This window comes from Actinomycetospora sp. NBRC 106378 (assembly GCF_030269685.1).
Classification (GTDB): domain Bacteria; phylum Actinomycetota; class Actinomycetes; order Mycobacteriales; family Pseudonocardiaceae; genus Actinomycetospora.
Map to the genome: position 1 here is coordinate 238,829 of NZ_BSTT01000003.1, position 26,661 is coordinate 265,489.

24 protein-coding genes are annotated in these 26,661 nt (G+C 72.6%); 12 read left to right on the forward strand and 12 right to left on the reverse strand.

What is annotated here, in order from left to right:
• Positions 1-56: 56 nt before the first annotated feature.
• From uvrC to QSK00_RS09555, 10 genes are all read left to right on the forward strand, one after another.
• Entirely contained in the window at positions 57-2,111 is a 2,055-nt protein-coding gene (gene uvrC / locus QSK00_RS09510; protein ID WP_285589940.1) for an excinuclease ABC subunit UvrC, read from the forward strand.
• Positions 2,108-2,983: an RNase adapter RapZ gene (gene rapZ, locus QSK00_RS09515; protein WP_285589942.1), complete on the forward strand. Its 876-nt coding sequence runs from the start codon at positions 2,108-2,110 to the stop codon at positions 2,981-2,983. The genes uvrC and rapZ overlap by 4 nt, the downstream gene beginning before the upstream one ends.
• Positions 2,980-4,131 (forward strand): gluconeogenesis factor YvcK family protein, encoded by a 1,152-nt coding sequence (locus QSK00_RS09520; RefSeq protein WP_285589944.1) that lies wholly within the window; start codon positions 2,980-2,982, stop codon positions 4,129-4,131. The genes rapZ and QSK00_RS09520 overlap by 4 nt, the downstream gene beginning before the upstream one ends.
• Positions 4,122-5,135 (forward strand): DNA-binding protein WhiA, encoded by a 1,014-nt coding sequence (gene whiA, locus QSK00_RS09525; RefSeq protein WP_018333629.1) that lies wholly within the window; start codon positions 4,122-4,124, stop codon positions 5,133-5,135. The genes QSK00_RS09520 and whiA overlap by 10 nt, the downstream gene beginning before the upstream one ends.
• Positions 5,136-5,274: 139 nt before the next feature.
• Complete coding sequence (gap, locus tag QSK00_RS09530; protein WP_285589947.1) at positions 5,275-6,291, forward strand: type I glyceraldehyde-3-phosphate dehydrogenase; 1,017 nt, start codon at positions 5,275-5,277, stop codon at positions 6,289-6,291.
• Between the two features lie 52 nt (positions 6,292-6,343).
• Complete coding sequence (locus tag QSK00_RS09535) at positions 6,344-7,552, forward strand: phosphoglycerate kinase (protein WP_285589949.1); 1,209 nt, start codon at positions 6,344-6,346, stop codon at positions 7,550-7,552.
• Positions 7,553-8,335 carry a triose-phosphate isomerase gene (gene tpiA, locus QSK00_RS09540; protein ID WP_285589952.1) on the forward strand — a complete coding sequence of 261 codons (783 nt, stop codon included), beginning with the start codon at positions 7,553-7,555 and terminating at the stop codon, positions 8,333-8,335.
• 309 nt (positions 8,336-8,644) lie between these two features.
• Positions 8,645-8,881, forward strand: a complete 237-nt coding sequence (secG, locus tag QSK00_RS09545; protein WP_018333624.1) for a preprotein translocase subunit SecG — start codon at positions 8,645-8,647, stop codon at positions 8,879-8,881.
• Between the two features lie 47 nt (positions 8,882-8,928).
• Complete coding sequence (locus tag QSK00_RS09550) at positions 8,929-9,273, forward strand: RNA polymerase-binding protein RbpA (protein ID WP_285589953.1); 345 nt, start codon at positions 8,929-8,931, stop codon at positions 9,271-9,273.
• Between the two features lie 20 nt (positions 9,274-9,293).
• Positions 9,294-10,574: a TrpB-like pyridoxal phosphate-dependent enzyme gene (locus QSK00_RS09555; protein WP_285589956.1), complete on the forward strand. Its 1,281-nt coding sequence runs from the start codon at positions 9,294-9,296 to the stop codon at positions 10,572-10,574.
• Between the two features lie 37 nt (positions 10,575-10,611).
• Here QSK00_RS09555 and QSK00_RS09560 read toward each other — a convergent pair whose 3' ends face one another.
• Together QSK00_RS09560 and yczR are read right to left on the reverse strand one after the other, a co-directional pair.
• Entirely contained in the window at positions 10,612-11,115 is a 504-nt protein-coding gene (locus tag QSK00_RS09560; RefSeq protein WP_285589958.1) for an Lrp/AsnC family transcriptional regulator, read from the reverse strand.
• A gap of 65 nt (positions 11,116-11,180) precedes the next feature.
• Positions 11,181-12,656, reverse strand: a complete 1,476-nt coding sequence (yczR, locus tag QSK00_RS09565) for a MocR-like transcription factor YczR (protein WP_285589959.1) — start codon at positions 12,654-12,656, stop codon at positions 11,181-11,183.
• Positions 12,657-12,772: 116 nt separating this feature from the next.
• On the opposite strand from yczR, the gene QSK00_RS09570 reads away from it, so the two are divergent.
• On the forward strand, positions 12,773-13,039 hold the full coding sequence (locus tag QSK00_RS09570; RefSeq protein ID WP_285589961.1) for a hypothetical protein: 267 nt from the start codon (positions 12,773-12,775) through the stop codon (positions 13,037-13,039).
• A gap of 77 nt (positions 13,040-13,116) precedes the next feature.
• On the opposite strand, the gene pgl is transcribed toward QSK00_RS09570, so the two are convergent.
• Genes pgl through tkt form a run of 6 tightly spaced genes read right to left on the reverse strand, consistent with a single transcriptional unit; the run spans position 13,117 to position 21,251 of the window.
• Positions 13,117-13,896 (reverse strand): 6-phosphogluconolactonase, encoded by a 780-nt coding sequence (gene pgl, locus QSK00_RS09575; RefSeq protein ID WP_285589963.1) that lies wholly within the window; start codon positions 13,894-13,896, stop codon positions 13,117-13,119.
• Positions 13,893-14,852 carry a glucose-6-phosphate dehydrogenase assembly protein OpcA gene (locus QSK00_RS09580; RefSeq protein ID WP_285589965.1) on the reverse strand — a complete coding sequence of 320 codons (960 nt, stop codon included), beginning with the start codon at positions 14,850-14,852 and terminating at the stop codon, positions 13,893-13,895. The genes pgl and QSK00_RS09580 overlap by 4 nt, the downstream gene beginning before the upstream one ends.
• Positions 14,849-16,384: a glucose-6-phosphate dehydrogenase gene (gene zwf, locus QSK00_RS09585; RefSeq protein WP_285589968.1), complete on the reverse strand. Its 1,536-nt coding sequence runs from the start codon at positions 16,382-16,384 to the stop codon at positions 14,849-14,851. Before zwf ends, QSK00_RS09580 begins: the two co-directional genes overlap by 4 nt.
• A complete protein-coding gene (locus QSK00_RS09590) occupies positions 16,381-18,027 on the reverse strand; it encodes a phosphoglucose isomerase-related protein (protein ID WP_285589970.1) in 1,647 nt (548 codons plus the stop codon). The genes zwf and QSK00_RS09590 overlap by 4 nt, the downstream gene beginning before the upstream one ends.
• Entirely contained in the window at positions 18,024-19,145 is a 1,122-nt protein-coding gene (gene tal, locus QSK00_RS09595) for a transaldolase (protein ID WP_285589972.1), read from the reverse strand. The genes QSK00_RS09590 and tal overlap by 4 nt, the downstream gene beginning before the upstream one ends.
• A gap of 30 nt (positions 19,146-19,175) precedes the next feature.
• Complete coding sequence (tkt, locus tag QSK00_RS09600; RefSeq protein WP_285590611.1) at positions 19,176-21,251, reverse strand: transketolase; 2,076 nt, start codon at positions 21,249-21,251, stop codon at positions 19,176-19,178.
• Between the two features lie 508 nt (positions 21,252-21,759).
• On the opposite strand from tkt, the gene QSK00_RS09605 reads away from it, so the two are divergent.
• Positions 21,760-22,716 (forward strand): heme o synthase, encoded by a 957-nt coding sequence (locus tag QSK00_RS09605; protein WP_285589975.1) that lies wholly within the window; start codon positions 21,760-21,762, stop codon positions 22,714-22,716.
• Between the two features lie 218 nt (positions 22,717-22,934).
• Here QSK00_RS09605 and QSK00_RS09610 read toward each other — a convergent pair whose 3' ends face one another.
• From QSK00_RS09610 to istA, 4 genes are all read right to left on the reverse strand, one after another.
• Complete coding sequence (locus QSK00_RS09610) at positions 22,935-23,858, reverse strand: IS110 family RNA-guided transposase (protein WP_285589977.1); 924 nt, start codon at positions 23,856-23,858, stop codon at positions 22,935-22,937.
• Between the two features lie 125 nt (positions 23,859-23,983).
• Positions 23,984-24,457, reverse strand: coding sequence for a GNAT family N-acetyltransferase (locus QSK00_RS09615; RefSeq protein ID WP_285589979.1), 474 nt, complete (start codon positions 24,455-24,457; stop codon positions 23,984-23,986).
• A 65-nt stretch (positions 24,458-24,522) separates the two neighbouring features.
• Entirely contained in the window at positions 24,523-25,377 is an 855-nt protein-coding gene (gene istB / locus QSK00_RS09620; RefSeq protein ID WP_285589981.1) for an IS21-like element helper ATPase IstB, read from the reverse strand.
• Positions 25,374-26,657, reverse strand: coding sequence for an IS21 family transposase (gene istA, locus QSK00_RS09625; RefSeq protein ID WP_285589983.1), 1,284 nt, complete (start codon positions 26,655-26,657; stop codon positions 25,374-25,376). The genes istB and istA overlap by 4 nt, the downstream gene beginning before the upstream one ends.
• Positions 26,658-26,661 lie beyond the last annotated feature (4 nt).

Genomic DNA, 26,661 nt, shown 5'->3' on the forward strand with positions numbered 1-26,661 from the left:
ACCCGCTTGGGTGCACGCCGACACGCTGAGGAGACACGCCTACTCTGGTGCTCGCCATGGCCGATCCGAGCACCTACCGCCCCGCCCCGGGAACCATCCCGGAGGCGCCTGGCGTCTACCGGTTCTCCGACGCGAGCGGCCGCGTGATCTACGTCGGGAAGGCCAAGAGCCTCCGCAGCCGCCTCAACTCCTACTTCGCCGACCTCTCCGGTCTGCACCCCCGGACGCGGCGCATGGTCACCACCGCCGCGGCGGTGCAGTGGACCGTCGTGGGCACCGAGGTCGAGGCGCTCCAGCTCGAGTACAACTGGATCAAGGAGTACGACCCGCAGTTCAACGTCCGCTACCGCGACGACAAGACCTACCCGGTCCTCGCGGTGACGCTGAACGAGGAGTACCCGCAGCTCAAGGTGTATCGCGGGCCCCGCCGCAAGGGCGTGCGCTACTTCGGGCCCTACGCCCACGCGTGGGCGATCCGCGAGACGCTGAAGCTGCTGACCCGGGTGTTCCCGGCACGGGTGTGCTCGCCCGGGGTCTTCAAGCGCCACGGGCAGATCGGCCGGCCGTGCATGTTCGGCTACATCGGCAAGTGCGCCGCGCCGTGCGTGGGGCGGGTCTCCGCCGAGGAGCACCGGCAGATCGTGCTGGACTTCTGCGACTTCCTCGCCGGCCACACCGACCAGCTGATCACCCGCATCGAGAAAGAGATGCAGGCCGCATCGGCGGAGATGGACTTCGAGCGGGCGGCGCGGCTGCGCGACGACGCCGGGGCCCTCAAGCGCGTCGTCGAGAAGCAGGCCGTGGTGCTCGGCGACGGGACCGACGCCGACGTCGTGGCGTTCGCGCTCGACCCGCTGGAGGCGGCGGTCCAGATCTTCCACGTCCGCGGCGGCCGCGTGCGCGGCCAGCGGGGCTGGGTGGTGGAGCGGGGCGAGGAGGACTCGCTGGAGGTCCTCACCGGCCAGTTCCTCTCCCAGTTCTACGGCGAGCAGGCGGCGCTGGCGGGCTCGGCCGACGACGCCGTGCAGCCGGTCCCGCGGGAGGTGCTCGTCCCGGCGCTGCCGGAGGACCACACGGCGCTCGCGCAGTGGCTGACCGAGCTGCGGGGCAGCCGGGTGAGCCTGCGCGTCGCGCAGCGCGGCGACAAGCGCACCCTCGCCGAGACCGTCGAGCGCAACGCCAAGGAGGCGCTCACCCAGCACAAGCTGAAGCGGGCGGGCGACCTGACGGCGCGCAGCGCGGCCCTGGAGGAGATCCAGGAGTACCTGGAGCTCGACTCGGCGCCGCTGCGCATCGAGTGCACCGACGTCAGCCACGTCCAGGGGTCCGACGTGGTGGCGAGCCTCGTGGTGTTCGAGGACGGGCTGCCGAAGAAGTCGGACTACCGGAGGTTCGCGATCCGCGGTGGCGCGGAGGGCGGCGACGTCGCGGCCATCGCCGAGGTGGTCCGCCGCCGTTTCCAGCGCTACCTGCGCGAGACCGCCGAGGACGCCGAGCACGACCCGACGACCACGTCCTGCTCCGGGGAGACCAGCGACGGGGCCCCGGCGTCGCGCGAGATCGACCCGGCGGAGATCGACGGACCGCTGCCCGGGATCGACCCGACGACGGGGCGCCCGCGCAAGTTCTCCTACGCGCCGAACCTGCTCGTCGTCGACGGCGGGGCGCCGCAGGTGGCGGCCGCGCAGGAGGTCCTCTCCGAGCTCGGCATCACCGACGTCGCGGTGTGCGGGCTCGCGAAGCGCCTGGAGGAGGTGTGGCTGCCCGGCGACGAGATGCCGGCGATCCTGCCGCGCACCTCCGAGGCGCTCTACCTGCTCCAGCGCGTGCGCGACGAGGCGCACCGCTTCGCGATCACCTACCACCGGCAGAAGCGCTCGGCGCGGATGACGACCTCGGAGCTCGACGGGGTGCCCGGGCTCGGCTCGACGCGCAAGACCGCGCTCATCAAGCACTTCGGGTCGGTCAAGAAGCTGCGGGCGGCGACCGTCGAGGAGATCACCGAGGTGCCCGGCGTCGGGAAGCGCACCGCGGAAGCGGTGCTCCACGCACTGAACACGGGAGACGCAGCGCAGCGGAGCTCGACCACGGACAAGGGGGAGGCGTCGTGAGCGACGGCGGGGTCGAGGTCGCCATCGTCACCGGGGTCTCGGGAGCGGGACGGAGCACGGCGGCGAAGGTCCTCGAGGACCTGGGCTGGTTCGTCGTGGACAACCTGCCGCCCGAGCTGCTCGAGACCGTCGTCGACCTCGGCGCGCGGTCGCAGGGGCAGGTGACCCGCATCGCCGTCGTGATGGACGTGCGCAGCCGGGCGTTCACGGCCGATCTCGGGGCCGCGATCAAGGAGCTCGACACGCGTGGCGCCCGCCCCCGGGTCGTGTTCCTCGACGCCGACGACAGCGTGCTGATCCGTCGTTTCGAGTCCAACCGCCGCTCGCACCCGCTGCAGGGCGACGGGCGGCTCGTCGACGGGATCGACGCCGAGCGCGAGCTGCTGGCGCCGCTGCGCGACCTCGCCGACCTCGTCGTCGACACCTCCCACCGCTCGGTCCACGAGCTGCGCACGGCCATCGAGGAGGCGTTCCACGAGAGCGCCGCCGAGGTGACCTCCAGCGTCACGGTGCTGTCCTTCGGCTACAAGCACGGGCTGCCGCAGGACGCCGATCTCGTGGTCGACGTCCGCTTCCTGCCGAACCCGCACTGGATCCCGGAGCTGCGCGAGCACGACGGGCGCGAGGCCGTGGTCAGCGACTACGTGCTCACCCAGGAGGGCGCGGCGGAGTTCGTCGACCGCTACCTCGAGCTGCTGCGCATCGTCGGGGTCGGGTACCGGCGGGAGGGCAAGCGGTACCTCACGGTCGCGGTCGGCTGCACCGGCGGGAAGCACCGCAGCGTCGCCATCGCCGAGGAGATCGCCCGCCGCATGGCCGGCGAGGACGGCGTCCGCGTCACCGTCTCGCACCGGGACGTGGGGCGCGAGTGAGCACGCACGTGAACGGCCACGACGGCCCCGGCGCCCCGTTCCGGGCGACCGCCCTGGGCGGCGGGCACGGCCTGCACGCCACCCTGCGCGCCCTGCGCCGGCTCACCGACGACGTGACGGCCGTGGTGACGGTGGGGGACGACGGCGGGTCCTCCGGTCGGATCCGCCGCGAACTCGACATCCTCCCGCTGGGCGACCTGCGGATGGCCCTGGACGCCCTCGCGGAACGCGACCACGTCGGGCCGACCGACGCGTCGGCGTGGCGGCGGCTGTTCGAGCACCGCTTCGGCGGCTCGGGGGCGCTCGCCGGACACGCCGTCGGGAACCTCGTGCTCGCCGGGCTGCTCGACGTGCTCGGCGACCCGGTGGCGGCCCTGGACGAGGCGTGCCGGCTGCTGGGCGTCCGCGGGCGGGTGCTGCCGATGAGCCCGATGCCGGTCGACATCGAGGCCGACGTGACGGGGCTGGGCATCTCCTCCTCCGCCGCCCGTGACGACGATGTGGCGCACCGGATCCGCGGGCAGGTCGCGGTCGCGACGACGCCCGGCCACGTCCGCCAGGTCCGTCTCGTGCCGCGGCGGCCGAAGGCGTGCGCGGACGCGGTCGCCGCCATCCGCGCGGCCGACGTGGTCACCCTGGGCCCGGGCTCGTGGTTCACCAGCGTCATGCCGCACCTGCTGGTCCCGGAGCTGTTCACCGCGCTCTGCGAGACCGAGGCGCGCCGGATCCTGGTGCTCAACCTGGCCCCGCAGCCGGGCGAGACGGCGGGTTTCTCGCCCGAGCAGCACCTCGACGCGCTGGCCGAGCACGCCCCGCGGCTGCGGCTCGACGTCGTCATCGCCGACCCCGACGCGACGCCGGAGCCCGACCGGCTCCGCCGCGGCGCGGAGGCGTTCGGCGCGACCACCCTGTTCACCGCCGTCGGGGAACCCGACGGCGCCCCGCGCCACGATGCCGTGGCACTGGCCGGGGCCCTGCGCGAGGCGGCGGGCAGTGCCGCCTCGCGCGAGCGCGTGCCCGACGACGAGTGGGACGCGCGCGTCGAGACCTGGGGGAGAGCGGCACGGCGCCGCCTCGGAGCGGACGTGTTCTTCACGCCGACCGACGGCACCTACCGCCACGACGAGGAGGACCTACGGTGGCCATGACCGCTGCGGTGAAGGACGAGCTGAGCCGACTCGCCGTCACGAAGACCTGCTGCCGGCGGGCCGAGGTGTCGGCCCTGCTCCGCTTCGGCGGTGGGCTGCACATCGTGAACGGGCGCGTCGTGGTGGAGGCCGAGCTCGACACCGGGAACGCCGCCCGCCGCCTGCGCCGCGAGATCCACGAGCTCTACGGCCACCAGCCCGAGGTGCACGTGCTCTCCCAGGGCAACCTGCGCAAGGGCACCCGCTACGTGGTCCGGGTCGCGACCGACGGCGACTCCTTGGCCCGCCAGACCGGCCTGCTCGACCCGCGCGGGCGTCCGGTGCGCGGGCTGCCGCCGCAGGTCGTCTCCGGCGGGGTCTGCGACGCCGAGGCGGCGTGGCGCGGGGCGTTCCTCGCCCACGGCTCGCTCACCGAGCCGGGCCGCTCGTCGGCGCTGGAGATCACGTGCCCGGGCATGGAGGCGGCGATGGCGCTCGTCGGCGCCGCCCGCCGGCTCGGGGTGGCCGCGAAGGCCCGTGAGGTGCGCGGCGCCGACCGCGTCGTGGTGCGCGACGGCGACGCCATCGGCGCCCTGCTCACGCGCATCGGCGCCCACTCCTCGGTGCTGCAGTGGGAGGAGCGCCGCATGCGCCGGGAGGTGCGGGCGACCGCGAACCGCCTGGCCAACTTCGACGACGCGAACCTGCGACGCTCGGTCAAGGCCGCCGTCACCGCGTCCGCCCGGGTGAACCGCGCCCTCGAGCTGCTCGGCGACGAGGTGCCCGACCACCTGATCACCGCGGGCCGGCTGCGGGTGCAGCACGAGCAGGCCTCGCTGGAGGAGCTCGGCCAGCTCGCCGACCCCCCGATGACGAAGGACGCGGTGGCCGGGCGCATCCGCCGCCTGCTCGCGATGGCCGACAAGAAGGCCAAGGACATGCGCGTGCCGGACACCTCGGCGGCGGTCTCCGCGGAGGACCTGGAGGACGACATGGTCGAGGTCCCGGCCGGACGCGAGCACTGAGCCGTCGTCCGCGCCCGTCCGTCCCCGGACCTGCTGGTCAGCGGCCGCAGGTGAGGTCTTCGCGACGATGCGTGCCCCGCGCCGCCTTCGTTAGGGTCGGTCCTGCCAGCACGAACACCCCGAAGAGACAGGACTGCGCGTGACCATCAAGATCGGCATCAACGGCTTCGGCCGGATCGGACGCAACGTCTTCCGCGCGCTCGAGGTCCAGCGCGCCGCCGGTACTGCCGACATCGAGGTGCTGGCGGTCAACGACATCACCGACAACAAGACGCTCGCGCACCTGCTCAAGTACGACTCGGTGCTGGGCCGCTTCGACGGCACCGTCTCCTACGACGACGACTCGCTGACCGTCAACGGCAAGACCGTGAAGACGTTCGCCGAGAAGGACCCCACCAACATCCCGTGGGGCGACCTGGGCGCCGACATCGTCATCGAGTCGACCGGCATCTTCACCGACGCCGAGGGCGCCGGGAAGCACATCAAGGCCGGGGCCAAGAAGGTCGTCATCTCCGCCCCCGCCAAGGGCGAGGACCTGACCGTGGTCATGGGGATCAACGACTCGTCCTACGACGGGTCGCAGACCATCCTCTCCAACGCCTCCTGCACCACCAACTGCGTCGCCCCGATGGCGAAGGTCCTGCACGACGCGTTCGGCCTGCAGACCGGCTTCATGACGACGGTGCACGCCTACACCGGCGACCAGCGCGTCCACGACGCCCCGCACAAGGACCTGCGCCGCGCCCGCGCCGCCGCGGTCAACATCATCCCGACGACGACGGGTGCCGCCCAGGCGACCGCCCTCGCACTGCCCGCGCTGGAGGGCAAGCTCAACGGCGTGGCCATGCGCGTCCCGGTGCCGGACGGCTCGGTCACCGACCTGACCGCGACGCTGGACCGCGAGGTCACCGCAGAGGAGGTCAACGAGGCGTTCAAGAAGGCCTCGGAGGGCGAGCTGAAGGGCGTGCTGGTCTACACCGAGGACCCGATCGTCTCCTCCGACATCGTCGGCAGCCCGGCGTCGTGCACCTTCGACTCGGGCATGACGAAGGTCCTCGGTGGCAACACCGTGAAGATCATCGGCTGGTACGACAACGAGTGGGGCTACTCGAACCGCGTCGTGGACCTCACCACGCTCGTGGGCTCGAAGCTCTGATGAGGCGGGAGACGAGTTCAACGGAGCACGCCGACAGGGGGAGCTCGACCTCATGAAGACCGTCGACGACCTCGTCGCGGAGGGCGTGCAGGACCGCTACGTCCTCCTGCGGGCGGACTTCAACGTCCCGCTCGACGGCTACTCGATCACCGACGACGGCCGTATCCGGGCGGCCCTGCCGACGATCACGAAGCTGCTCGGTGCGGGCGCGAAGCTGCTGGTGATGGCCCACCTGGGCCGGATCAAGGACCCGGAGCCGCTGGGCCGCGACAAGCGGTCCAGCCTCGCCCCGGTCGCCGGGCGGCTCGGACAGCTGCTCGACCAGCGCGTGTCGCTGGCCGAGGACGTCGTCGGACAGTCGGCCCGGGACGTGGCCGGCGCCCTCACCGCGGGCGGCGTCGCCATGCTCGCGAACGTGCGCTGCGAGCCGCGCGAGACCGGGTCCGGCTCCGAGCGCGACGCGTTGGCGACCGAGCTGGCCGAGCTCGTGCCGGGCGGGGCGTTCGTCTCCGACGGCTTCGGCGTGGTGCACCGCGAGCAGGCCTCGGTGTACGAGATCGCCCGCAAGCTCCCGGCCTACGGCGGCGACCTGGTCGCCCGCGAGACCGAGGTGCTGCGCCGGCTCACCGGCGACCCGGCCCGGCCGTACGTGGTCATCCTCGGCGGGTCGAAGGTCTCCGACAAGCTCGCGGTGTTGACCAACCTGCTCCCGACGGTCGACACGCTGCTCGTCGGCGGGGCGATGTGCTTCACCTTCCTCGCCGCCGAGGGCAACGACGTCGGCGGCTCGAAGCTCGAGTCCGAGCAGATCGACACCTGCAAGGACCTGCTGTCGCGCTACGCCGACACGCTGGTCCTGCCGGTGGACGTGGTCGTGGCGGACGCCTTCGCGGCGGACGCGGACACCCGCACGGTGCCGGTCACCGAGATCCCCGAGGGCTGGATGGGTCTCGACGTCGGGCCGGAGACGGTCCGCCTCTTCGGGGAGAAGCTCGCCGACGCGGCGACGGTGTTCTGGAACGGCCCGATGGGCGTGTTCGAGATGGAGCCGTTCGCGGCCGGCACCACCGGGGTCGCGGAGGCGGTCGCCGACTCGCCGTCGTTCTCGGTGATCGGCGGTGGCGACTCCGCGTCGGCGATCCGGGCGGCCGGGCTCGACGAGGAACGGTTCGGGCACATCTCGACCGGGGGCGGCGCCTCCCTGGAGTTCCTCGAGGGCAAGGACCTCCCCGGCATCGCGGTACTCGAGGAGGGCTCCTAGGTGGCACGCACGCCGCTCATCGCCGGCAACTGGAAGATGAACCTGAACCACCTCGAGGCCATCGGGGTCGTCCAGAAGCTCTACTTCGCCCTGCCGACGAAGTACTACGACCACGTCGACGTGGCCGTGTGCCCGCCGTTCACCGACCTGCGCAGCGTGCAGACCGTGATCGACGCCGACTCGATGCCCATCACCTACGGCGGGCAGGACTGCTCGCCGGAGGAGTCCGGCGCGTTCACCGGTGACGTCTCGGCGGCCATGCTCGCGAAGCTCGGCTGCACGTGGGTGGTGCTCGGGCACTCCGAGCGCCGCACGATCCACGGCGAGGACGACGCCCTGGTGGCCCGCAAGGTCGGCAAGGCCCTCGAGCACGGGCTCACGCCCATCCTCTGCCTCGGCGAGGGGGAGGACGTGCGGGAGGCGGGCGACCACGTGTCGCACTGCACCGCGCAGCTTGACGGCTCGCTGAAGGGGCTGTCGTCCGAGCAGGCCGGCCGCGTGGTCATCGCCTACGAACCGGTCTGGGCGATCGGCACGGGGAAGACCGCCACCGCCCAGGACGCGCAGGAGGTCTGCCGCGCCCTGCGTGCACGCCTGCGCGAGCAGCACGGCGGTGCGGTCGCCGACGCCGTCCGCATCCTCTACGGCGGGTCGGTGAAGTCCGGCAACGTCAAGGAGATCGTCGGGCAGCCCGACGTCGACGGCGCGCTCGTCGGGGGCGCCTCGCTCGACCCGGAGGGCTTCGCGGAGCTGTGCGCCCTCGCGGCGGGCGGCCCGCTGTAGGCCTCCCCGGTCCCGAGCGAGGGGCCCCGTCCGTCGGTCTCCTCGACGGACGGGGCCCTTCGCTCGTCCCCGGACCACCTGGCGTGGGGCGCCCACCCACCCGACCGCAGGTGCCCTCCGCCCCGTCCAGGGGGTCCACGCCGGCCGCCGCGACCGCACCCTCGGGCGCGATCCCGTCGTTGCACCGGTACCGGCCACCCCGACGGTGTGACCGGCGGAACCTCCCGTCGGAGGGGCCGGGTAGTGTGACGCACGAACGCCCGCCCCGCATCCGGGGCGGATGGAGACCTGGAGGTCACGGAGCCCGCGATGCGACTGTTCCTGGAGATCCTGCTCATCGTGTCCAGCGTGCTGCTGGTGCTGCTCGTGCTGCTGCACCGCGGCCGGGGCGGTGGTCTCTCGTCGCTGTTCGGCGGCGGCGTGCAGTCGAGCCTCGCCGGCTCCAGCGTGGTCGAGAAGAACCTCGACCGGCTCACCCTGTTCGTCGGCGCGATCTGGTTGATCGCGATCGTGGGGACGGGCCTGCTCATCAAGATCGAAGGTTGATGACCCCGGACCTCGCTGCCGGGTGACGATGCGGAGGTAACGCCGACATGGCCGCTGGCAACGCGATCCGGGGCACCCGGGTCGGTTCGGGTCCGATGGGGGAGTCCGAGCGGGGGGAGAGTGCGGCCCGCGTCGTCGTCTCGTTCTGGTGCTCGAACGGCCACGAGACCCGGCCGTCCTTCGCCCACGACGCCGAGCTGCCCGCCACGTGGGACTGCCCGCGCTGCGGTCTGCCCGCGAACACGGACATGAAGAACCCGCCGCCCGCGCGGCGCACCGAGCCCTACAAGACGCACCTCGCCTACGTGAAGGAACGGCGCAGCGACGCCGACGGCGAGGCCCTGCTCGAGGAGGCGCTCGCCAAGCTGCGCGCGCGTCGCGGGGAGAACTGAATCTCTGACAGGGTGTCCGGGTGACCGCAGAGATCACCGACACCCGCTTCTCGTTGAGCCAGGCCGAGATTCCCTCGGCCTGGTTCAACGTCGCCCCGCACCTGTCCAGCCCGCTCGACCCGCCGTTGCACCCCGCGACGCGGGAGCCCGTCGGGCCGGACGACCTCGCCCCGCTGTTCGCGGGCGAACTCATCGGCCAGGAGATGTCGGCCGACCCGTGGATCGACATCCCCGGTGAGGTGCTCGACGTCCTGCGGTTGTGGCGGCCCACCCCGCTGATCCGGGCCCGTCGGCTGGAGGCGGCGCTCGGCACCCCAGCGCGGATCTACTTCAAGGACGAGTCGGTCTCGCCGGCCGGCTCGCACAAGCCGAACTCGGCGGTCCCGCAGGCGTTCTACAACGCCCGCGAGGGCATCAAGCGCCTCTCCACCGAGACCGGCGCGGGCCAGTGGGGCACCGCGCTCTCCTTCGCCTGCGCGCAGTACGACCTCGAGTGCGCGGTCTACATGGTGCGCAGGAGCTTCGAGCAGAAGCCGTACCGCAAGGTCATCATGGAGACCTGGGGCGGCAGCGTCGTGCCCTCGCCGATCGACGACCCGTCGAACGCGGGCTCGCTCGGCTCCGCGATCTCCGACGCCGTCCGCGACGCCGTCGGCCGGGACGACACCCACTACGCCCTGGGCTCGGTGCTCAACCACGTGCTTCTGCACCAGACCGTGATCGGCCTCGAGGCCCAGCAGCAGCTCGCGCTCGCGGGCGAGACCCGACCCGACGTCGTGATCGCGCCCTGCGGCGGCGGCTCGAACCTCGGCGGCCTCGCGCTGCCCTTCCTGCCCGACCCCGCGGTCCGGCTGCTGGCCGCCGAACCCGCGTCGTGCCCGACGCTCACGCAGGGCACCTACGAGTACGACTTCGGCGACACGCAGGGCCTCACGCCGATGATGAACATGTACACGTTGGGCCACGACTTCATGCCGCCCGGCATCCACGCCGGCGGCCTGCGCTACCACGGCGACTCGCCGATCATCTCCAAGCTGGTCCACGAGGGCCGGATGGAGGCCGTGGCGCACCGCCAGAAGGCCGTGTTCGAGGCGAACGTGCTGTTCGCCCGCGTCGAGGGCAAGCTGCCCGCGCCCGAGGCCGGTCACGGCATCGCCTCCGCGATCGCCGAGGCGAAGGACGCGAAGGAGAAGAACGAGGAGCGCGTCATCCTCTTCAACTACTGCGGCCACGGCCTGCTCGACCTCAAGGCCTACGAGGACTATCTCGCGGGCGACCTCGGCGAGGAGCCCGAGGACTGAGCCTTCCCGACGTCGGGTGCCGGCCCGGCCCCCGACGTCAGGAGGAGGGCTCGTCGATCCCGACCGGGCGCGGCTCGACCAGCGACGTCTTGATGACCGCCGTGACCGTCGAACCCCGTTCGATCCAGAGTTCCAGCACCCGGTCCAGGTCGGCCACGTCGCGGACCTGGATGCGCACCAGCAGGCAGTCCTCGCCCGTGATCCGGTGGGCCTCGGTCACCTCGGGCGTGCGCGCCACGATCTGCTCGAGCGCCTTGCCCTGTCCCAGCGCCGGCCGCACCCGCACCCACGCGCCGATCGGGTAGCCCACCGCGGCCGGGTCCACGTCGAGCCGGTAGCCGCGGATCACGCCCGCCCGCTCGAGGCGCTGCACCCGTTCGGTGACGGCCGGCGCGCTCATCCCGACGGCCCGGGCGAGGGCGCTCATCGACCGGCGCGGGTCGTCGGCGAGGGCCCGCAGGATGCCCCGGTTGACGTCGTCCAGGAGCCCCTTGTCGTTCTCCAGGTGAAGCCGGCCCCGCGGTTCGAGGGTTGAAGTCATGTGGCCACTATGTCCGTGGATCGTCCCTGTCGTCCAGCCCCGGGACCTCGCAGGATGGAGGCATGTCAGACGACGGTGGTGAGCGCGGCGGACGGGGCGGAGCCCAGCGACGCCCACGCGGCCGCGAGCCGCTCCACGGCGTCGTCGAGCACGTCGACGCGGTGGGTGTAGGGCACCCGGAGGAAGCCCTCGAAGGCGCCGCCGATGCCGAACCGCGGCCCCGCCGCGAGGTGCAGACCCTGCCGGGCCGCCGCGTCGACGAGCGCGCTCGAGCGGGGTGCGCCCAGGTCGATCCAGGTGGACAGCCCGCCCGTGGGGCTGGGCACCGTCCACTCCGGCACGGCGCGCCGCAGGGCGGCGACGAGGTGGTCGCGCTGCGCCGCAGCCGCCGCACGGCGCTCGGGCAGCAGGTCGTCGAGGCGCGTCAGGAGCGCCGCGGCGACGAGCTGCTCGAGGACCGGCGAGGCGATGTCGTCGGAGGCGCGGCTGGTCGCGATGCGGCGCAGCACCGCCCGCGGGCCACGCATCCAGCCCATCCGCAGGCCACCCCACACGGTCTTGCTCATCGACCCGATGGTGAGCACGGGGGCCTCACCACCGGCCGTCGCCCAGGCCCCGAGCGGCGGCGGGACGGGCTCGTCGAGCCACATCTCGCGCAGGCAGTCGTCGACGACGAGGGGCACGCCATGCCGCCGCGCGGCCGCGACGACCGCGCCGCGGGTGTCCGCGTCCATGACCGCGCCGGTCGGGTTGTGGTGATCGGGCACCAGGTAGGCCAGGGCGGGGGAGGACTCGCGCAGGCCCGCGGCGAAGGCGGCGACGTCCCAGCGGGTGCGGCCGTGGTGGTCGCGGTCGAGCGCCATCGGGACCGGGCGGGCGGACGTGTGCCGGACGAGGTCGACGGCGCCCGGGTAGGTGGGCTGCTCGATGAGGACGCGGTCACCGGGCCGGACGAGCGCCCGGACGGCGAGGGCATGGGCGTGCTGGGCGCCGGCGGTCACCATCACCTCGTCGGGTGCGGTCGGCAACCCCTGGGCGGTGAGGCGCTCGGCGATCGCGGTCCGCAGCAGCGGCGTCCCCAGCAGGTCGTAGCCCGGCCCGACGAGGTGGGTCGGCAGGGCCGCGAGGGCCTCGGCGCCGGCGGCCGTCATCGCCTCGATCGGGGCGGCCGGCGCGGCGTGCGCGAGGTCGATCACGCCCTGGGGGAGGTCGGGCGACACCGCGAAGGCGCCGCTCGGGGCGAAGGGCGCCGGGGAGGTGGTCGGGGTCCCGGACGGCAGGGCGGTCCAGGTGCCCGAGCCGCGACGCCGCAGCAGGTGGCCACTCTCGCGCAGCTGCTCGTACGCCGCGGCGACCGTGCCCCGCCCGATCCCGAGGGCGAGCGCCAGCTCCCGCTCGCTCGGCACGCGGGTCCCGACGGCGAGCCGGCCGTCGCCCAGCAGGGTGCGGATCCGCCCGGCCAGGGCCGCATAGCCCATCGAGCCGTCGGCGAACTCGCCGAGCTGACGGACGAGCGCGTTGCCACCGAGCTGTTGTTCCACCGGTCACCTGCCACTTCTGCCACTTGGCCTGCCACCGTGGAGCCAATGGCCGTGGCACGCCTGTCAATGTCCAGCCACTCTAGAGATACCACCTCCTGACCACGAAGGAAGTCATCATGTTCGAGCTGCTCACCGTCGTCCTCGTCCTCGCCGCCGTCGCGGCCCTCGTCGCCCGGTACGGCGCCGACACCCGCTCGCACGACGGGGCGGACCACCGTGACCCCGCCCTGCCCCGGGGCCCCCAGTACGGCCACACCCCGGCCTCGGACCTGCGGCTCCTCGCCGCCTTCGCCCGCCGGAACGCGGCCCAGCGCCAGGCGTGGGCCGCCTACGACCGGTCGCTGCGTCCGTGGGAGTCGCAGCGCACCCGTCCGATCGGCTGACCGGCCCCCCGACGCACGAACGGCACTCTCGCGCACATCGATGCTGCGAGAGTGCCGTTCGTGCGTTCGCGGGCGACCTAGATCTTCGCCGCGGCCGCCTCGTCGAGGAGCCAGAGCGTCCGCTCCGTCCCGGCGAGCCCGGCGAGCGGGATCTCCACCTCCGTGGCGCCGTGCGCGGCCTGCGCGAGGGCGTCGGCCTTGCCCTCCCCGGCCGCGACCAGCCACACCTCGCGGGCGGAGCGGGCGGCGGCGAGGGTGAGCGAGATGCGCGTCGGCGGCGGCTTCGGACAGTCCCGGACCGCCACCACTCCGGGCGCCGTCGCGTGGACGGCGGGGGAGTCGGGGAAGACCGAGAGGGTGTGGCCCTCCGGACCGCAGCCGGCCAGCAGCACGTCGAAGGCCGGGATGCCGGGCACGCCCTCGCCGAGCCGGGCGGCCGCCTCGGTGAGCACCTGGGCGTAGGCCTGCGCGCCCTGGTCGGGGTCCGCCGAGTCCTCGGACTCGAGCGCCGAGGGACCCGGCGTCGACGAGGCCATGGGGTGCACCCGGGCCGGGTCGACGGCGAGGTGGTCGAGCAGGGCCGCCCGCGCCTGGGCGTCGTTGCGGTCCTCGGACCCGGCCGGGACGAAGCGCTCGTCACCCCAGAAGATCTCGACCTGCGACCAGTCGACGGTCCCGACGTCGGCCGACGACGCGACCGCCTCGAGCATCGCGATCCCGATGCCCCCACCGGTCAGCACCACCGAGGCGACCCCGCGGGCCGACTGGGCGGCCGCGAGCGCCGCGAGCAGCCGCGCCGCGCCGTCCGCCGCCACCGACCCGTCGTCGGGAAGGGTGACGATCTCGCGCTCCGTCATGCCTTCACCTTTCCCTTGGTGGAGGAGGCCCGCTTGCCCGCGCCGGCCCGCGGGATGGCGGCGAGCGCCTCGTGGAAGATCTCGTCCGGGTCGAGACGGCGCAGCTCCTCGGCCAGGCAGTCGCGGGCGGTCCGGCGGGGGAGCGCGACGCGACGCACGGGCTGGCCGGGCTGCGTGAGCCGCGCGGTCTTCGAGTCCTGCCGCTTGAGCTCGACGACCCCCGAGGGCCGCTCGAGGCGCACCGCGCCGAGGTGCCCGCCGGGCACGTCGACGACCCGGCGGGTCACGGGCACGCCGAGCCGCGAGGACAACCAGCCCGCCAGCAGGTCCGCCGACGCGGACTCGGCGACGCCGTCGACCTCGGCACGCGTCACGTCGTCGTACGGGGGCTCGTCGAGTGCGGAGGTGAGCAGCGCCCGCCACCCGGTGATCCGGCTCCACGCGAGGTCGGTGTCGCCCGCGTGGTAGTTCGTGCCGAGCTTGAGCAGCGTCTTCGACGGCGACTTCGTGCTGGACACGTCGGTGATCCGACGGCCCGCGACCGCACCGACCGGATCCTCGGACGGAGAGAGCGGGGGCTCGCCAGGCCACCACGTGACGATGGGCGCGTCGGGCAGCAGCAGCGGGACGATGATCGACCCGCCGTGGTCGGCGAGCGGGCCGTACATCCGCAGCACGATGACCTCGCTCGCGCCCGCGTCCCCGCCGATGCGGATCTGCGCGTCGAGCCGGGTGGCCGCCCGGCGCAGGCCGCGCGCGAGCACGAGGACCCGGCAGGGGTGCTCCCGGGACGCGTCGTTCGCGGCCTGGATGGCCTGCTCGGCCTCCGGGCCGTCCTCGGTGGAGATCACCAGCGTGAGCACGCGCCCGAGGGCCACCGCGCCCGCGGACTCGCGCAGCTGCACCATCTTGCGGTTCACCGCGGACGTGTCGGTCGAGGGCAGGTCGACGATCATGGTCTCCTCCAGACCCGGCCGGTCCGCGAGAGCAGCTCGTCGGCCGACCGCGGGCCCCAGGTACCGGCCGGGTACGCGTCGGGGGAGCCCTCGCGGTGCCACTTGGCGATCACCGGGTCGAGGATCTTCCAGGACAGCTCGACCTCGGTGTTGGTGGGGAAGAGCGACGGCTCGCCCAGCAGGACGTCGAGCAGCAGCCGCTCGTAGGCCTCGGGGGAGGCCTCGGTGAACGCGGTGCCGTACCCGAAGTCCATCGTGACGTCGCGGACCTCCATGCCCGAGCCGGGCACCTTGGAGCCGAACCGCAGGGTGACGCCCTCGTCGGGCTGGACCCGCACCACGAGCGCGTTCTGCCCGAGCTCCTCGGTCATCGTCTGGTCGAACGGCAGGTGCGGGGCCCGCTTGAAGACGACCGCGATCTCGGTGACCCGTCGTCCGAGCCGCTTGCCGGTCCGCAGGTAGAACGGCACGCCCGCCCAGCGGCGGGTGTTCACCGAGCAGGTGATCGCCGCGTAGGTCTCGGTGACCGAGTCCGGCGGGAAGCCGTCCTCCTGCTGCAGGCCCTTCACCTCGGTGGAGCCCTGCCAGCCCGGGGCGTACTGGCCGCGCGCCGTGGTCTCGTCGAGCGGTTCCGCGAGCTTCGTGGCCGAGAGGACCTTGATCTTCTCCTCCCGCAGGTCGTCCGGGGAGAACGACAGCGGCTCCTCCATCGCGGTCAGCGCGAGGAGCTGCAGCAGGTGGTTCTGGATGACGTCGCGGGCGGCGCCGATCCCGTCGTAGTAGCCGGCGCGCCCGCCCACCCCGATGTCCTCGGCCATCGTGATCTGCACGTGGTCGACGTGGTGGGCGTTCCAGATCGGCTCGAACAGCTCGTTGGCGAAGCGCAGGGCGAGCAGGTTCTGCACCGTCTCCTTGCCGAGGTAGTGGTCGATGCGGAACACCGAGTCCTCGGGGAAGACGTCGTTGACGATGCCGTTCAGCTCCCGCGCCGAGCGCAGGTCGTGCCCGAACGGCTTCTCGATGACGACCCGCCGCCACGCGTCCTCGGTCGACTCCGCGAGGCCCGCCCGGGAGAGCTGCTTGCACACCGTGGGGAAGGCGTCGGGCGGGATCGACAGGTAGAAGGCGTGGTTGCCGTTGGTGCCGCGCTCGGTGTCGAGCTCGGCGACGGTGTCGGCGAGCCGGTCGAACGCGGCGTCGTCGTCGAACGTGCCCTGCACGAAGCGCAGGCCCTCGGCGAGCCGGTCCCACACCTCGGAGCGGAACGGCGTGCGCGAGTGCTGGCGCACGGCGTCGTAGACGATCTCCGCGAAGTCCTCGTGCGACCAGTCCCGCCGGGCGAAGCCGACCAGCGCGAAGCCGGGCGGCAGCAGCCCCCGGTTCGCGAGGTCGTAGATCGCGGGCATGAGCTTCTTGCGCGCGAGGTCGCCGGTGATCCCGAACAGCACGAGGCCGCTCGGGCCGGCGATCCGCGGCAGGCGCTTGTCCCGCTCGTCGCGCAGCGGGTTGCGCCACGCGGCGGGGGCACTCACCGGCTGACCTCCGCGACCGCGTGGGAGAGGGCGACCAGTCCGGCGGCGCGGTCGGCGAGGTGCAGGCGCAGGACGGGGCGATCGTGCTGCGAGATCACCTGGGCGTCGCCGGCGGCCTGGGCGTGCTGCAGCTCCCCGAAGGTGAACGGCTGGTCCGGGATCGCGAGGTCGTCCGCGACGGACCCCGTGATCTGCAGGAACACGCCGTTCTGGTGGCCGCCCTTGTGGTACTGGCCGGTGGAGTGCAGGAACCGCGGCCCCCACCCGAAGGTGGTCTGCAGCCCGGTGTTCTTCGCGATCTCCGGGCGGAGCACCTCGGCCGAGGCGTCGTCGAGCCGGTCGAGGTAGGCCTGGACCGCGACGTACCCGCCGTCGGGAGCCTGGTCGATCAGCTGCTGGAGCGCCTCGGTGAGGGTGGCGGGGGAGTTCAGCCACGAGCCGCGCACCTCCACCGCACCCTCGACGAGGACCGGGGCCTCGTCGGTTCCGGTGGTGCCGTCACCGTCGAGCAGCTCGCGGGTCGCCTGCTTGGCCGACTCGACGTCGGGCTGGTCGAACGGGTTGATCCCGATCAGCCGGCCCGCGAGGGCCACCGCGGTCTCCCACAGCAGGAACTGCGCGCCCAGCGACCCCTCGGTCGCGATCTGCGCGTTCCCGACGGCGGGTCCGATCGTCACCGTGGTCGCGTCCCCGCCGTGGTCGGCGAAGCCGGGGGCGTCGGGGGACTCGACGACGACGGGCAGCAGTCCGAGGCCCTGCTTGCCGGTCGACTCGGCGATGAGCTGCTCGGCCCAGTCGCCGAACCCGATCAGACCGGAGCCCGAGTCGGCGAGCACGACCTTCTCCGCGCCCGCGTTGTGCGCCGCGGCCAGGGCGGCGCCCAGCTGGATCGCCGGGTTGTCGGCCGAGTCGCGCTGCAGCTCGGGGGCCGCCGCGGCGGCCTCGTCGAGCAGTCCGCCGACGTCGACCCCGGCGAGGGCGGACGGCACCAGGCCGAACGCGGTCAGTGCCGAGTAGCGGCCGCCGACGTTCGGGTCGGCCTCGACGGTGGTGCGGTAGCCCTGCTCGGCCGCGAGGTCACCGAGCTTCGTGCCCGGGTCGGTGACGACGACCATGCGGCTCGCGGCGTCGATCCCGTTGGCCGCGAACTGCTCGGCGAACACGCGGCGCTGGCTGTCGGTCTCGACGGTGCCCCCGGACTTGGAGCTGACCACGAGCACCGTGCGCGACAGGTCGCCGGCCAGGGCGTCGCGCACCTGGCCGGGGTCGGTGGTGTCGAGCACCGTGATCGGGTGCGTGCCGCCGACCGCCGAGCCGGAGCGGGTGTGGCAGATGACCTCGGGCGCGAGCGACGAGCCGCCCATGCCTGCGAGGACGACGCGGTCGACGCCCTCCGCGTGCAGGTCGCCCCGCAGCGCCGTGAGCCGCTCGACGAGCGGCTTCGAGGACTCGTAGAGCGTGACCCACGACAGCCGCTTCGACGCCTCGTCCTGCGCGTCCGGGCCCCACAGCGTGTCGTCCTGGCGGGCCAGCTTCGAGGCGACCTCGTCGGTGACCAGCTTCTCGACGAGGGCCGACGCGGCCTCGGCGAGCTGCGGGTCGACCAGCGAGACCGTCAGCGGGGCCTCCACCGGGGCGCTCACGACTGCTCCGGGCTGCGGCGGGTCAGCTGCTCGGAGATGGTCTCCAGGAGCTCGCCCCACGCCTTGTCGAACTTGTCGACGCCCTCGTCCTCGAGCACCTGGTAGACGTCGTCGACGTCGATGCCCACGTCGGACAGGGCCGCGAAGACCTCGGCGGCCGCGTCGCCGGTGCCGGAGACGGCGTCCCCGTGCAGCTCGCCGTGGTCGGCGAACGCGTCGAGGGTGGCCTCCGGCATCGTGTTCACGGTGTCCGGAGCGGCGAGCTCGGTCACGTACATCGTGTCCGGGTAGGCCTTGTTCTTCACGCCGGTCGAGGCCCAGAGCGGGCGCTGGATCTGCGCGCCGGCGCCCTTGAGGGTGGCCCACCGCTCCGTGGAGAACGTGTCCTGCCAGGCCGCGTAGGCCAGCCGGGCGTTCGCGACGGCGGCCGTGCCCCGGAGGGCGAGCGCGGCGTCGGTGCCGATGGCCTCGAGGCGCTTGTCGACCTCGCTGTCCACGCGGGAGACGAAGAACGACGCCACCGAACCCATGACCGACAGGTCGTGCCCGTTGGAGCGGGCCTGCTCGATGCCGGCGAGGAACGCGTCCATCACGGCGCGGTACCGGTCGACCGAGAAGATCAGCGTGACGTTGACGCTGACGCCCTCGGCGAGCACACGGGTGATCGCCGGGAGTCCCTCGGGCGTGGCCGGGATCTTGATCATCAGGTTGGGCCGGTCGACCGTCTTCCACAGGTCGAGGGCCTCGGCCACGGTCTTCTCGGTGTCGTGCGCGCTGCGCGGGTCGACCTCGAGCGAGACGCGCCCGTCCTTGCCGGCGGTCTCGTTGTAGACGTTGCGGAAGATGTCGCAGGCGTGCCGGACGTCGTCGGTGGTGATCTCGCGGACCGAGTCCTCGACCGACGCGCCGCGGCGGGCGAGGTCGTCGAGCTGCTCGGCGTAGTGGTCGGCGTCGGCGAGCGCCGCCTGGAAGATCGACGGGTTCGACGTGACCCCGACGACGTGCTTCTGCTCGATGAGCTCGGCGAGGTTGCCGCTCTCGATGCGCTGGCGCGACAGGTCGTCGAGCCAGATGGAGACGCCGGCGGCCGAGAGGTCGGCCAGGGGGGTGGAGCTCATGATGTCCTCACTTCGGGTCGCGGGGCGTGGTCACTTCGACGCGCGGGCCAGGGAACGGCGGGCGGCGTCGACGACGGCCTCGGCGGTGAAACCGAACTTCTCGAACAGGGTCTGGTAGTCCGCGCTGGCACCGAAGTGCTCGATGGAGACGGGCTCACCGGTGGTCCCGAGCAGGCGGTACCAGGGCTGCGCCACGCCGGCCTCGACGGAGACGCGGGCGGTGACCGCCGTCGGGATGACGCTCTCCTGGTAGTCCGCGTCCTGGTTCTCGAACCAGTCGAGGCAGGGCATCGAGACCACGCGGGTGGGAACACCGTCGGCCTCGAGGGTCTTCCGGGCCTCGACCGCCAGCTGGACCTCGGAGCCGGTGGCCACGATGATCACCTGCGGATCGCCGGAGGCGTCCTCGAGCACGTAGCCGCCGCGCGCGACGCCCTCGGCCGAGGTGCCCTCGAGCACCGGGAGGTTCTGCCGGGTGAGCGCGAGGCCGGCCGGTCCGGTCGGATTGTCCATGACCGCCTTGAACGCGAACGCGGTCTCGTTCGGGTCCGCGGGCCGGACCACCGACATGCGCGGGATGGCGCGCAGGCTCGCGAGCTGCTCGATCGGCTGGTGGGTCGGACCGTCCTCGCCGAGACCGATCGAGTCGTGGGTCCAGACGTAGGTGGTGTTGAGGTTCATCAGCGCCGCCAGGCGGACCGGGGGCCGCATGTAGTCGGAGAAGATGAGGAAGGTGCCGCCGAAGACGCGGGTGCCGCCGTGCAGCGCGATCCCGTTGAGGATCGAGCCCATGGCGTGCTCACGGACCCCGAAGTGCAGGACGCGGCCGTAGGGGCTCATCCGGCCCCAGTTGTTCGTCTCCACGCTGTCCGGCCCGAACGACGGCGAGTCGGGGATCGTCGTGTTGTTGCTCTCGGCGAGGTCGGCGGAGCCGCCCCACAGCTCCGGGAGCACGGGGCCCACCTCGCCGAGGATCTTCTGCAGCGCCTTGCGGGTGGCGAGCGGCTTGTCCTCGGTGGTCCAGGTGGGGAGCTTGTCCGCCCACCCGGCCGGGAGCTCGCGCTTGGCCATCCGGTCGAACAGCTCGCGCCGCTCCGGGTTGGCGTTCGCCCAGTCGTCGAACTTCTTCGTCCAGGCCTCGTGGGCCTGCCGACCGCGGTCCTTGACCTCACGGGCGTGCGCGAGGACCTCGTCCTCGATCTGGAACGACTTGTCCGGGTCGAAGCCGAGGATCTTCTTGACCTCGGCCACCTCGTCGTCCCCGAGGGCCGCACCGTGCGCGGCGCCGGTGTTCATCTTCTCCGGGGCGGGATAGCCGATGACGGTCCGCAGCGCGATGAAGCTCGGTCGTCCGGTCTCGGCCTTGGCGTTCTCGATGGCCTCGCGGATGCCGACGACGTTCTCGCCACCGCGGACCACCTGGGTGTGCCACCCGTAGGCCTCGTAGCGGCCGACGACGTCCTCGGAGAGCGCCACCGAGGTGTCGTCCTCGATCGAGATGTGGTTGTCGTCGTAGAAGACGACGAGGTTCCCGAGCTGCTGGCGACCCGCGATCGAGCTGGCCTCGGCGGTGACGCCCTCCTCGATGTCGCCGTCGGAGGCGATCACGTAGACGAAGTGGTCGAACGGGCTCTCGCCCGGCGCGGCGTCCGGGTCCCACAGGCCGCGCTCGCGGCGCGCGGCCATGGCCATGCCGACGCTGGAGGCGAGGCCCTGGCCGAGCGGCCCCGTCGTGATCTCGACGCCCGTGGTGTGTCCGTGCTCGGGGTGGCCCGGCGTCCGCGAGTTCCAGGTGCGGAGCGCCTCGAGGTCGGCCATCTCGAGGCCGTAGCCGGAGAGGAAGAGCTGGATGTAGAGCGTGAGGCTGGAGTGGCCCGCGGACAGCACGAAGCGGTCGCGGCCCGGCCAGTCGGCGTCGTTCGGGTCGTGGCTCATCGTGTGCTGGAAGAGCGTGTAGGCCAGCGGTGCCAGGGACATCGCGGTGCCGGGGTGACCGTTGCCGACCTTCTGCACCGCGTCGGCGGCGAGCACGCGGACCGTGTCGACCGCACGCTGGTCGAGGTCGGACCAGTCGTCGGGACGGTGCGGGGTGGTGAGGGCTTCGATCTCCTCGGGCGACTCGCTCGCCGGGTGGGTGCTCTCGGTCGTGGTCACGAACCTGCTCTCCCTGTGTCTCACGTCGTGAACCGCACGCGGGTGGCTGCGGCCCTCCTGCCCGGAACGATGCGGACGCAGCTCGGGCGCCCCCGTCGGGTCCGGTCGCGCCGGTGCGATCTGGATCGATCCGGAATGTCCGTCGAGCCCATGCTGTCACGCCAGGGCGACAACACGGGAACCGTCGGGTGACCAGTCGGCCGACCAGTCACCCGGCTAGTCGCGCTAATACCCGCTCGGCGCTGCACGGACACGCCGGGGCGGGGCCCGGCGAGGGGGGACGTGTCGCCCTCTACGATCACTTTCCGCGCCTGCGTGCGTGACGTGCCCCGCACCACCACCCCCGCCTCGGGGGGCGGGCGAGCGCGAGGGGCGTCCGGGGTGCAGACTGCACCCACGACAGCGTGTAGGAGGCGGCCCCGTCGGGGCCGCCGAACGCCTGAGAGGACCGGGTGATCGGGTGAGCACGGCGGTCGGTCCGACGCCGACGGGGGCGAGGACCAGGCTCGGCGGGTACTGGGCCCGCTCCGCGGCCACCGTCCGCGCGTACCTCGCGCTGACGAAGGCCCGGATCATCGAGCAGCTGCTCGTGGTCACCGTGCCGGCGATGATGCTCGCGCAGCGCGCGGTGCCGTCCCTCTGGCTGGTCCTCTCGGTCCTGCTCGGTGGCGCCGCCGCGGCTGCGAGCGCCCACGCGCTGAACTGCGTGATCGACGCCGACATCGACGCGAAGATGGCCCGCACCCGCAAGCGGCCGCTGGCCCGCGACGCGGTGCCGCGCTCGCACGCGCTGGTGTTCGGCCTCGTTCTCGGTGCGGTGTCCGCGGTCTGGCTGGGCCTCACCGCCAACTGGGTCGCCGCGGCCCTCTCGGTCGCTGCGATCGCCTTCTACATCGTGGTCTACACGTTGGTGCTCAAGCGCCGGACCTCGCAGAACATCGTCTGGGGCGGAGCTGCCGGCTGCATGCCCGTCGTCATCGGCTGGGCGGCCGTCACCGGCGGCGTGGGCTGGCCCGCCCTGGTGCTCTTCGGGATCATCTTCTTCTGGACCCCGCCGCACTTCTGGGCCCTCGCGATGCGCTACCGCGACGAGTACGCCGCCGCCGGCGTCCCGATGCTGCCGGTCGTCGCGGCGCCGCAGCGGGTGTCGCGCCAGATCGTCCTCTACTCGTGGGCGATGGTGGCCTGGTCGGTGCTGCTGATCCCCGCGACGTCCTGGATCTACCTCGTCACCGCCGTCGTCGGTGGGGCCTGGTTCCTCGTGGCCGCGCACCGGCTCGACCGTGCCGTGCACCGCGACGAGGTCGTCAACTCGATGCGCCTGTTCCACCTGTCGAACACCTACCTCACGGGGCTGTTCGTCGCCGTGGCCGTCGACTCGGCCTTCGGCTGGCCGGTCTTCGGCTGGCCGTTCTAGCCCTTCCCGACGGCGGGTCGGGCCTTGCTCGGCCCGCTTCGTCACCCGGTGTACGCCGAGGCACGGCCTCGCGTCCCGGCCTCGCGGTGCACCCGGCCCACCCCCTGCGCGAGGTTCACATCAGGCAGGTGTGAGGCGCCCGGTCCCTGCCTCACGTCACCCTCGCGTCCCGGCCTCGCGGTGCACCCGGCCCGCCCCCTGCGCGAGCTGCTCCTATGTCAAGCCGCGGCGGTGGCCGGGGTGGGTTGGGACTGCAGGAGCAGGTTGAACACGACTCGGGCGAGGCGTCGTTTGAGGGCCCGCATGGCTTCGTTGTGGTTGTCGCCGCGGGCGCGGCGCTTCTCGTAGTAGGCCCGGCCGAGGCTGCCGGGCAGGCGGGTCTGGGTCAGCGCGATGCGGTGCAAGGCGGCGTTGAGTTGCCGGTTGCCGCCGCGGGCCAGGCGGTGGCGGTCGGTGCGCCCGGAGGAGGCGGGGATCGGGGCGGTTCCGGCGTGCATGGCGAAGCAGGCCTCGGAGCGGAACCGGCCCGGTCGGGCGGTCTCGGCGATCAGCTTCGCCGCGGAGAGCGGCCCGCAGCCGGGCAGCTCGAGCAGTTGCGGGGCCAACCCCGCGACGCGGTGGGCGATCTCGCGTTCCAGGGCCCGGATCCGGGTGGTGCGCGCGAGGATGTCGCCGACCAGCTCGGCGGCCAGCTTTCCGACCAGCCCGGGATGCGCGCCCGGCAGCTGCGCGGCCAGCGCGGTCAGGCGGGTGGGCTTGTCCAGCCCGCGGGAGGGGATGCTGCGCTCGAGTTCGGGGTCGAGTTCGTGCAGGTGCCAGCGCAGCCGGCAGATCATCGCGGTCCGCTCGGTGACCAGGTGTTCGCGGTGATCGACCAACAGCTTGAGCTCGCGGGACTCGGGGTCGTGCTCGGCGAGCGGCAGGTCCGGCTCACGCAACGCGGCGCGGGCGATCGCGGTGGCATCGATCGGGTCGGACTTCCCGAACTGCCGCGCCGAGCTCCGGGCGCCGGCCATCAACTTCGGCGGGACCCGCCGGACCCGCTGCCCCGCGGCGAGCAGCGCCCGCTCCAAACGCAGCGACACATGCCGGCAGTCCTCCACCGCCCACTCGAGCTCCTGCTGCTCGGGGGCGAGTGTCAACGGTCCGCTGAAGTTGACCCCGCGCGGGTCCGCGAAAGTTGACCCCTTGAGCGTGGTCGAGTGGGGTCTCGAGGACCAGCGGAGGTGCTCCTCGCCGTCTTCGCCATAGCTCCGGGGCCGATCGCTCAAGTGGGCTGCGTGGGACGCTCGAGGACGACTTTGTGGTCGGCGTAGCCCAGCGCCCGATAGAAGCGACGTGCCGAGGTGTTCGCGGCGTAAGCGGTGACGGTGGTGCAGGTCGCGCCTCGGCGAACAGCCCACTTCTCGAAGTGCTCAGCGAGGTCGCGGCCCATCCCGGACGACCGCGACGAAGGATCTACGAACATGCTCTCCAGCTCGGCCGGGCTCACTCCAGGCCGCAGCGGGTTGGGCTCGTGCAGGCGCCCGACGAGAAAGCCGAGGACGGCGGTGTCGTGCTCGGCGAGCAGCACCAAGGCCTGTTCGTCGTCGAGGAGATCGGCGTAGTAGGACCGGCCGTGCGTTCTTGGCCAGTCGATGTCGGTCGCGGGGTCCCTGGTGCCGGCGTCCTCGGCGAACAAGGCGGCGACGAGCTGCAGCAACGGGCCGAGATCGCTAGCAGTCGCATCACGTACTCGCATGCAACGAGCGTAGGAAATCGGACCCCGATGATTAAATGGGCAACTTGCTCAGCCCACTCTTCGAGTCAGTCGTGGCTGCGGTCTTTGGCGAGGAGTTCGCGGCGGGCGCGGGTGCGGTAGGAGTCGCCGGAGAGGGTGAGTACCTCGGCGTGGTGGACCAGCCGGTCGATCATCGCTGCGGCGACGACATCGTCGGAGAACGTCTCGCCCCAGCGCCCGAACGGCAGGTTCGAGGTGACCATGATCGAGGCTTGTTCGTAGCGGGAGGCCACGAGCTGGAAGAACAGGTTCGCGGCGTCGGTGTCGAAGGGGATGTAGCCGACCTCGTCGACGATGATCAGCCGGTAGCGACGGATCTTCTTCAGCTCGGTCTCCAGCTGGCCGGCGTGGTGGGCGACGCCGAGCCGGGCGATCCAGTTGGACGCCGTGTCGAACAGCACCGAGTGGCCGGCTTGGGCGGCTTTGACCCCAAGCCCGATCGCGAGGTGGGTCTTGCCGATCCCGGGCGGCCCGAGCAGCACGACGTTCTCGGCCTTGGCGACGAAGGTGCCGGTCGCGAGGTGGGCGAGCAGGTCGCGGCGCAGCGAGGGCAGGTGGTCGAGGTTGAAGTCCTCGAGGGTCTTGACCTGCGGGAAGTGCGCGGTCCGGATCCGCATGGTGGTGCCGGCGGCCTCGCGGTCGGCGACTTGGCGGGCAAGCAGGGCGGCGAGGTATTCCTCGTGCGACCAGTTCTGGTCGCGGGCCTGCTCGGCGAGCTGTTCCCAGCAGGCCGCCATCGTCGGGACCTTCAGGACCCGGGTCAGATAGGCCAGCTGCGCCGAGAGCCCGTCCGAGCCCGCCGCCCGTGTCCTCGCAGCGCTCGTGGTCGCGGGAGCGTCGGTGGGGCCGGCAGGAGTGCCGTTGCTAGCGGCGATGTTCATGAGGGGATGCCCTCCGTGGGTTCGAGGTCGTCGTGGCTATCAGGGGTGGGGTCGAAGTCGACGCCGAACAGGGCGTCGTAGTCCGGCAGCGCGCGCAGGACGACGGTGTGCCCGTCGGTGTGCTGGCGAGCGAGGCGGGCGTTGGCTTCGCGGCGGGAGTGGTGCTCGCGGCGCAGTGCCTGCGCCAGCTCGAGGTGCGCAGGGTCGTTGATGACCTGCCGTTTGGCCCAGGACCGTGGATGGCGGGCGACGACGGTTCCGTCGCAGGACGCGCTCACCGTGCTCAGCGAGGCGGTGACGTCGACGAAGCGGCCGATCACCCGCGGGTCGACCGAGTAGTCGCAGGTGTCGACGCGGACGTAGTGATCCCGGGCCAACCGGGTGCGGGTGTGCAGCCCGACCGGCGGGTCCAGCGGCGGCAGCGGGACCATCGCGGCGTAGTCGGCGTCGAGCAGCTCGACCGGGCGCCCGCCGGTGGAGCGGACGGTCCGCTGGTTGGCCCGGGCCAACCAGTCGGCGAGCTGGGTGTTGAAGTCCGCCGGCGAGGAGAACGAGCGCCCGGGCAGGAAGCTGGTCTCAAGGTAGCCGTTGGCGCGTTCAACCAGGCCCTTGAACTCCGGGTCCCGCGCCGGGGCCAGCTTGATCCGGGTGGCCAGGGTGCCGGTGAACGCCGCGACCGGCGCGTGGACCTGGCCCTTGCCGGCGATCCCGGCCTCGCGGTCCCAGACCAACGTCTTCGGGACCCGCCCGATCCCGCGGATCAGCCGCCACATGCCTGAGAGCAAGTCCCCGGTCTGCCGCGACGGGATCATCGTCGCCGACAGGAACCGCGAGTAGCCCGACGCCATCACCAGCACCGGCAGCACCCGGGTCTGGCCGTGCCCGACCGCCACCTTGGCCGGCGGGAACCACAGGTCGCACTGAGCGAGCTCGCCCGGCTCATAGGAGGTCCGTGAGACCGGGTCGACCCCGACGTACTCCGGTCTGATCTTGGCCAGCCGCTTCTTCAGCGGCCCCTCCGAATAAGGCCAGTCGATCCGCGCCGCGATGATTGGGCCCGGCATCCGCGGCCAGGTCGCCAGCAGCGCCCGGATCGCCGGCTCATACGGATCGACCACCGACCCCCGCGCCGGACGCTCATACCGAGGCGGCCGGTCGGTGCGCAGCACCGCTCGGACCGTGTTTCGGGCTAGCCCCATCTGCCGGGCGATCTCCTTGATCGGCAGGCCCTCGGCGCGATGCAGCCGCCGGACCTCCGCCCAGTCCTCCACCGTGATCACCTCC

Excerpts from the sequence above, each read along its gene's own strand:
- uvrC (WP_285589940.1), top strand. The coding sequence starts at position 57 with ATGGCCGATCCGAGCACCTACCGCCCCGCCCCGGGAACCATCCCGGAG.
- QSK00_RS09535 (WP_285589949.1), top strand. The coding sequence starts at position 6,344 with ATGAAGACCGTCGACGACCTCGTCGCGGAGGGCGTGCAGGACCGCTAC.
- secG (WP_018333624.1), top strand. The coding sequence starts at position 8,645 with ATGCGACTGTTCCTGGAGATCCTGCTCATCGTGTCCAGCGTGCTGCTG.
- QSK00_RS09550 (WP_285589953.1), top strand. The coding sequence starts at position 8,929 with ATGGCCGCTGGCAACGCGATCCGGGGCACCCGGGTCGGTTCGGGTCCG.
- QSK00_RS09560 (WP_285589958.1), bottom strand. The coding sequence starts at position 11,115 with ATGACTTCAACCCTCGAACCGCGGGGCCGGCTTCACCTGGAGAACGAC.
- QSK00_RS09570 (WP_285589961.1), top strand. The coding sequence starts at position 12,773 with ATGTTCGAGCTGCTCACCGTCGTCCTCGTCCTCGCCGCCGTCGCGGCC.
- pgl (WP_285589963.1), bottom strand. The coding sequence starts at position 13,896 with ATGACGGAGCGCGAGATCGTCACCCTTCCCGACGACGGGTCGGTGGCG.
- QSK00_RS09580 (WP_285589965.1), bottom strand. The coding sequence starts at position 14,852 with ATGATCGTCGACCTGCCCTCGACCGACACGTCCGCGGTGAACCGCAAG.
- tal (WP_285589972.1), bottom strand. The coding sequence starts at position 19,145 with ATGAGCTCCACCCCCCTGGCCGACCTCTCGGCCGCCGGCGTCTCCATC.
- QSK00_RS09615 (WP_285589979.1), bottom strand. The coding sequence starts at position 24,457 with ATGCGAGTACGTGATGCGACTGCTAGCGATCTCGGCCCGTTGCTGCAG.
- istB (WP_285589981.1), bottom strand. The coding sequence starts at position 25,377 with ATGAACATCGCCGCTAGCAACGGCACTCCTGCCGGCCCCACCGACGCT.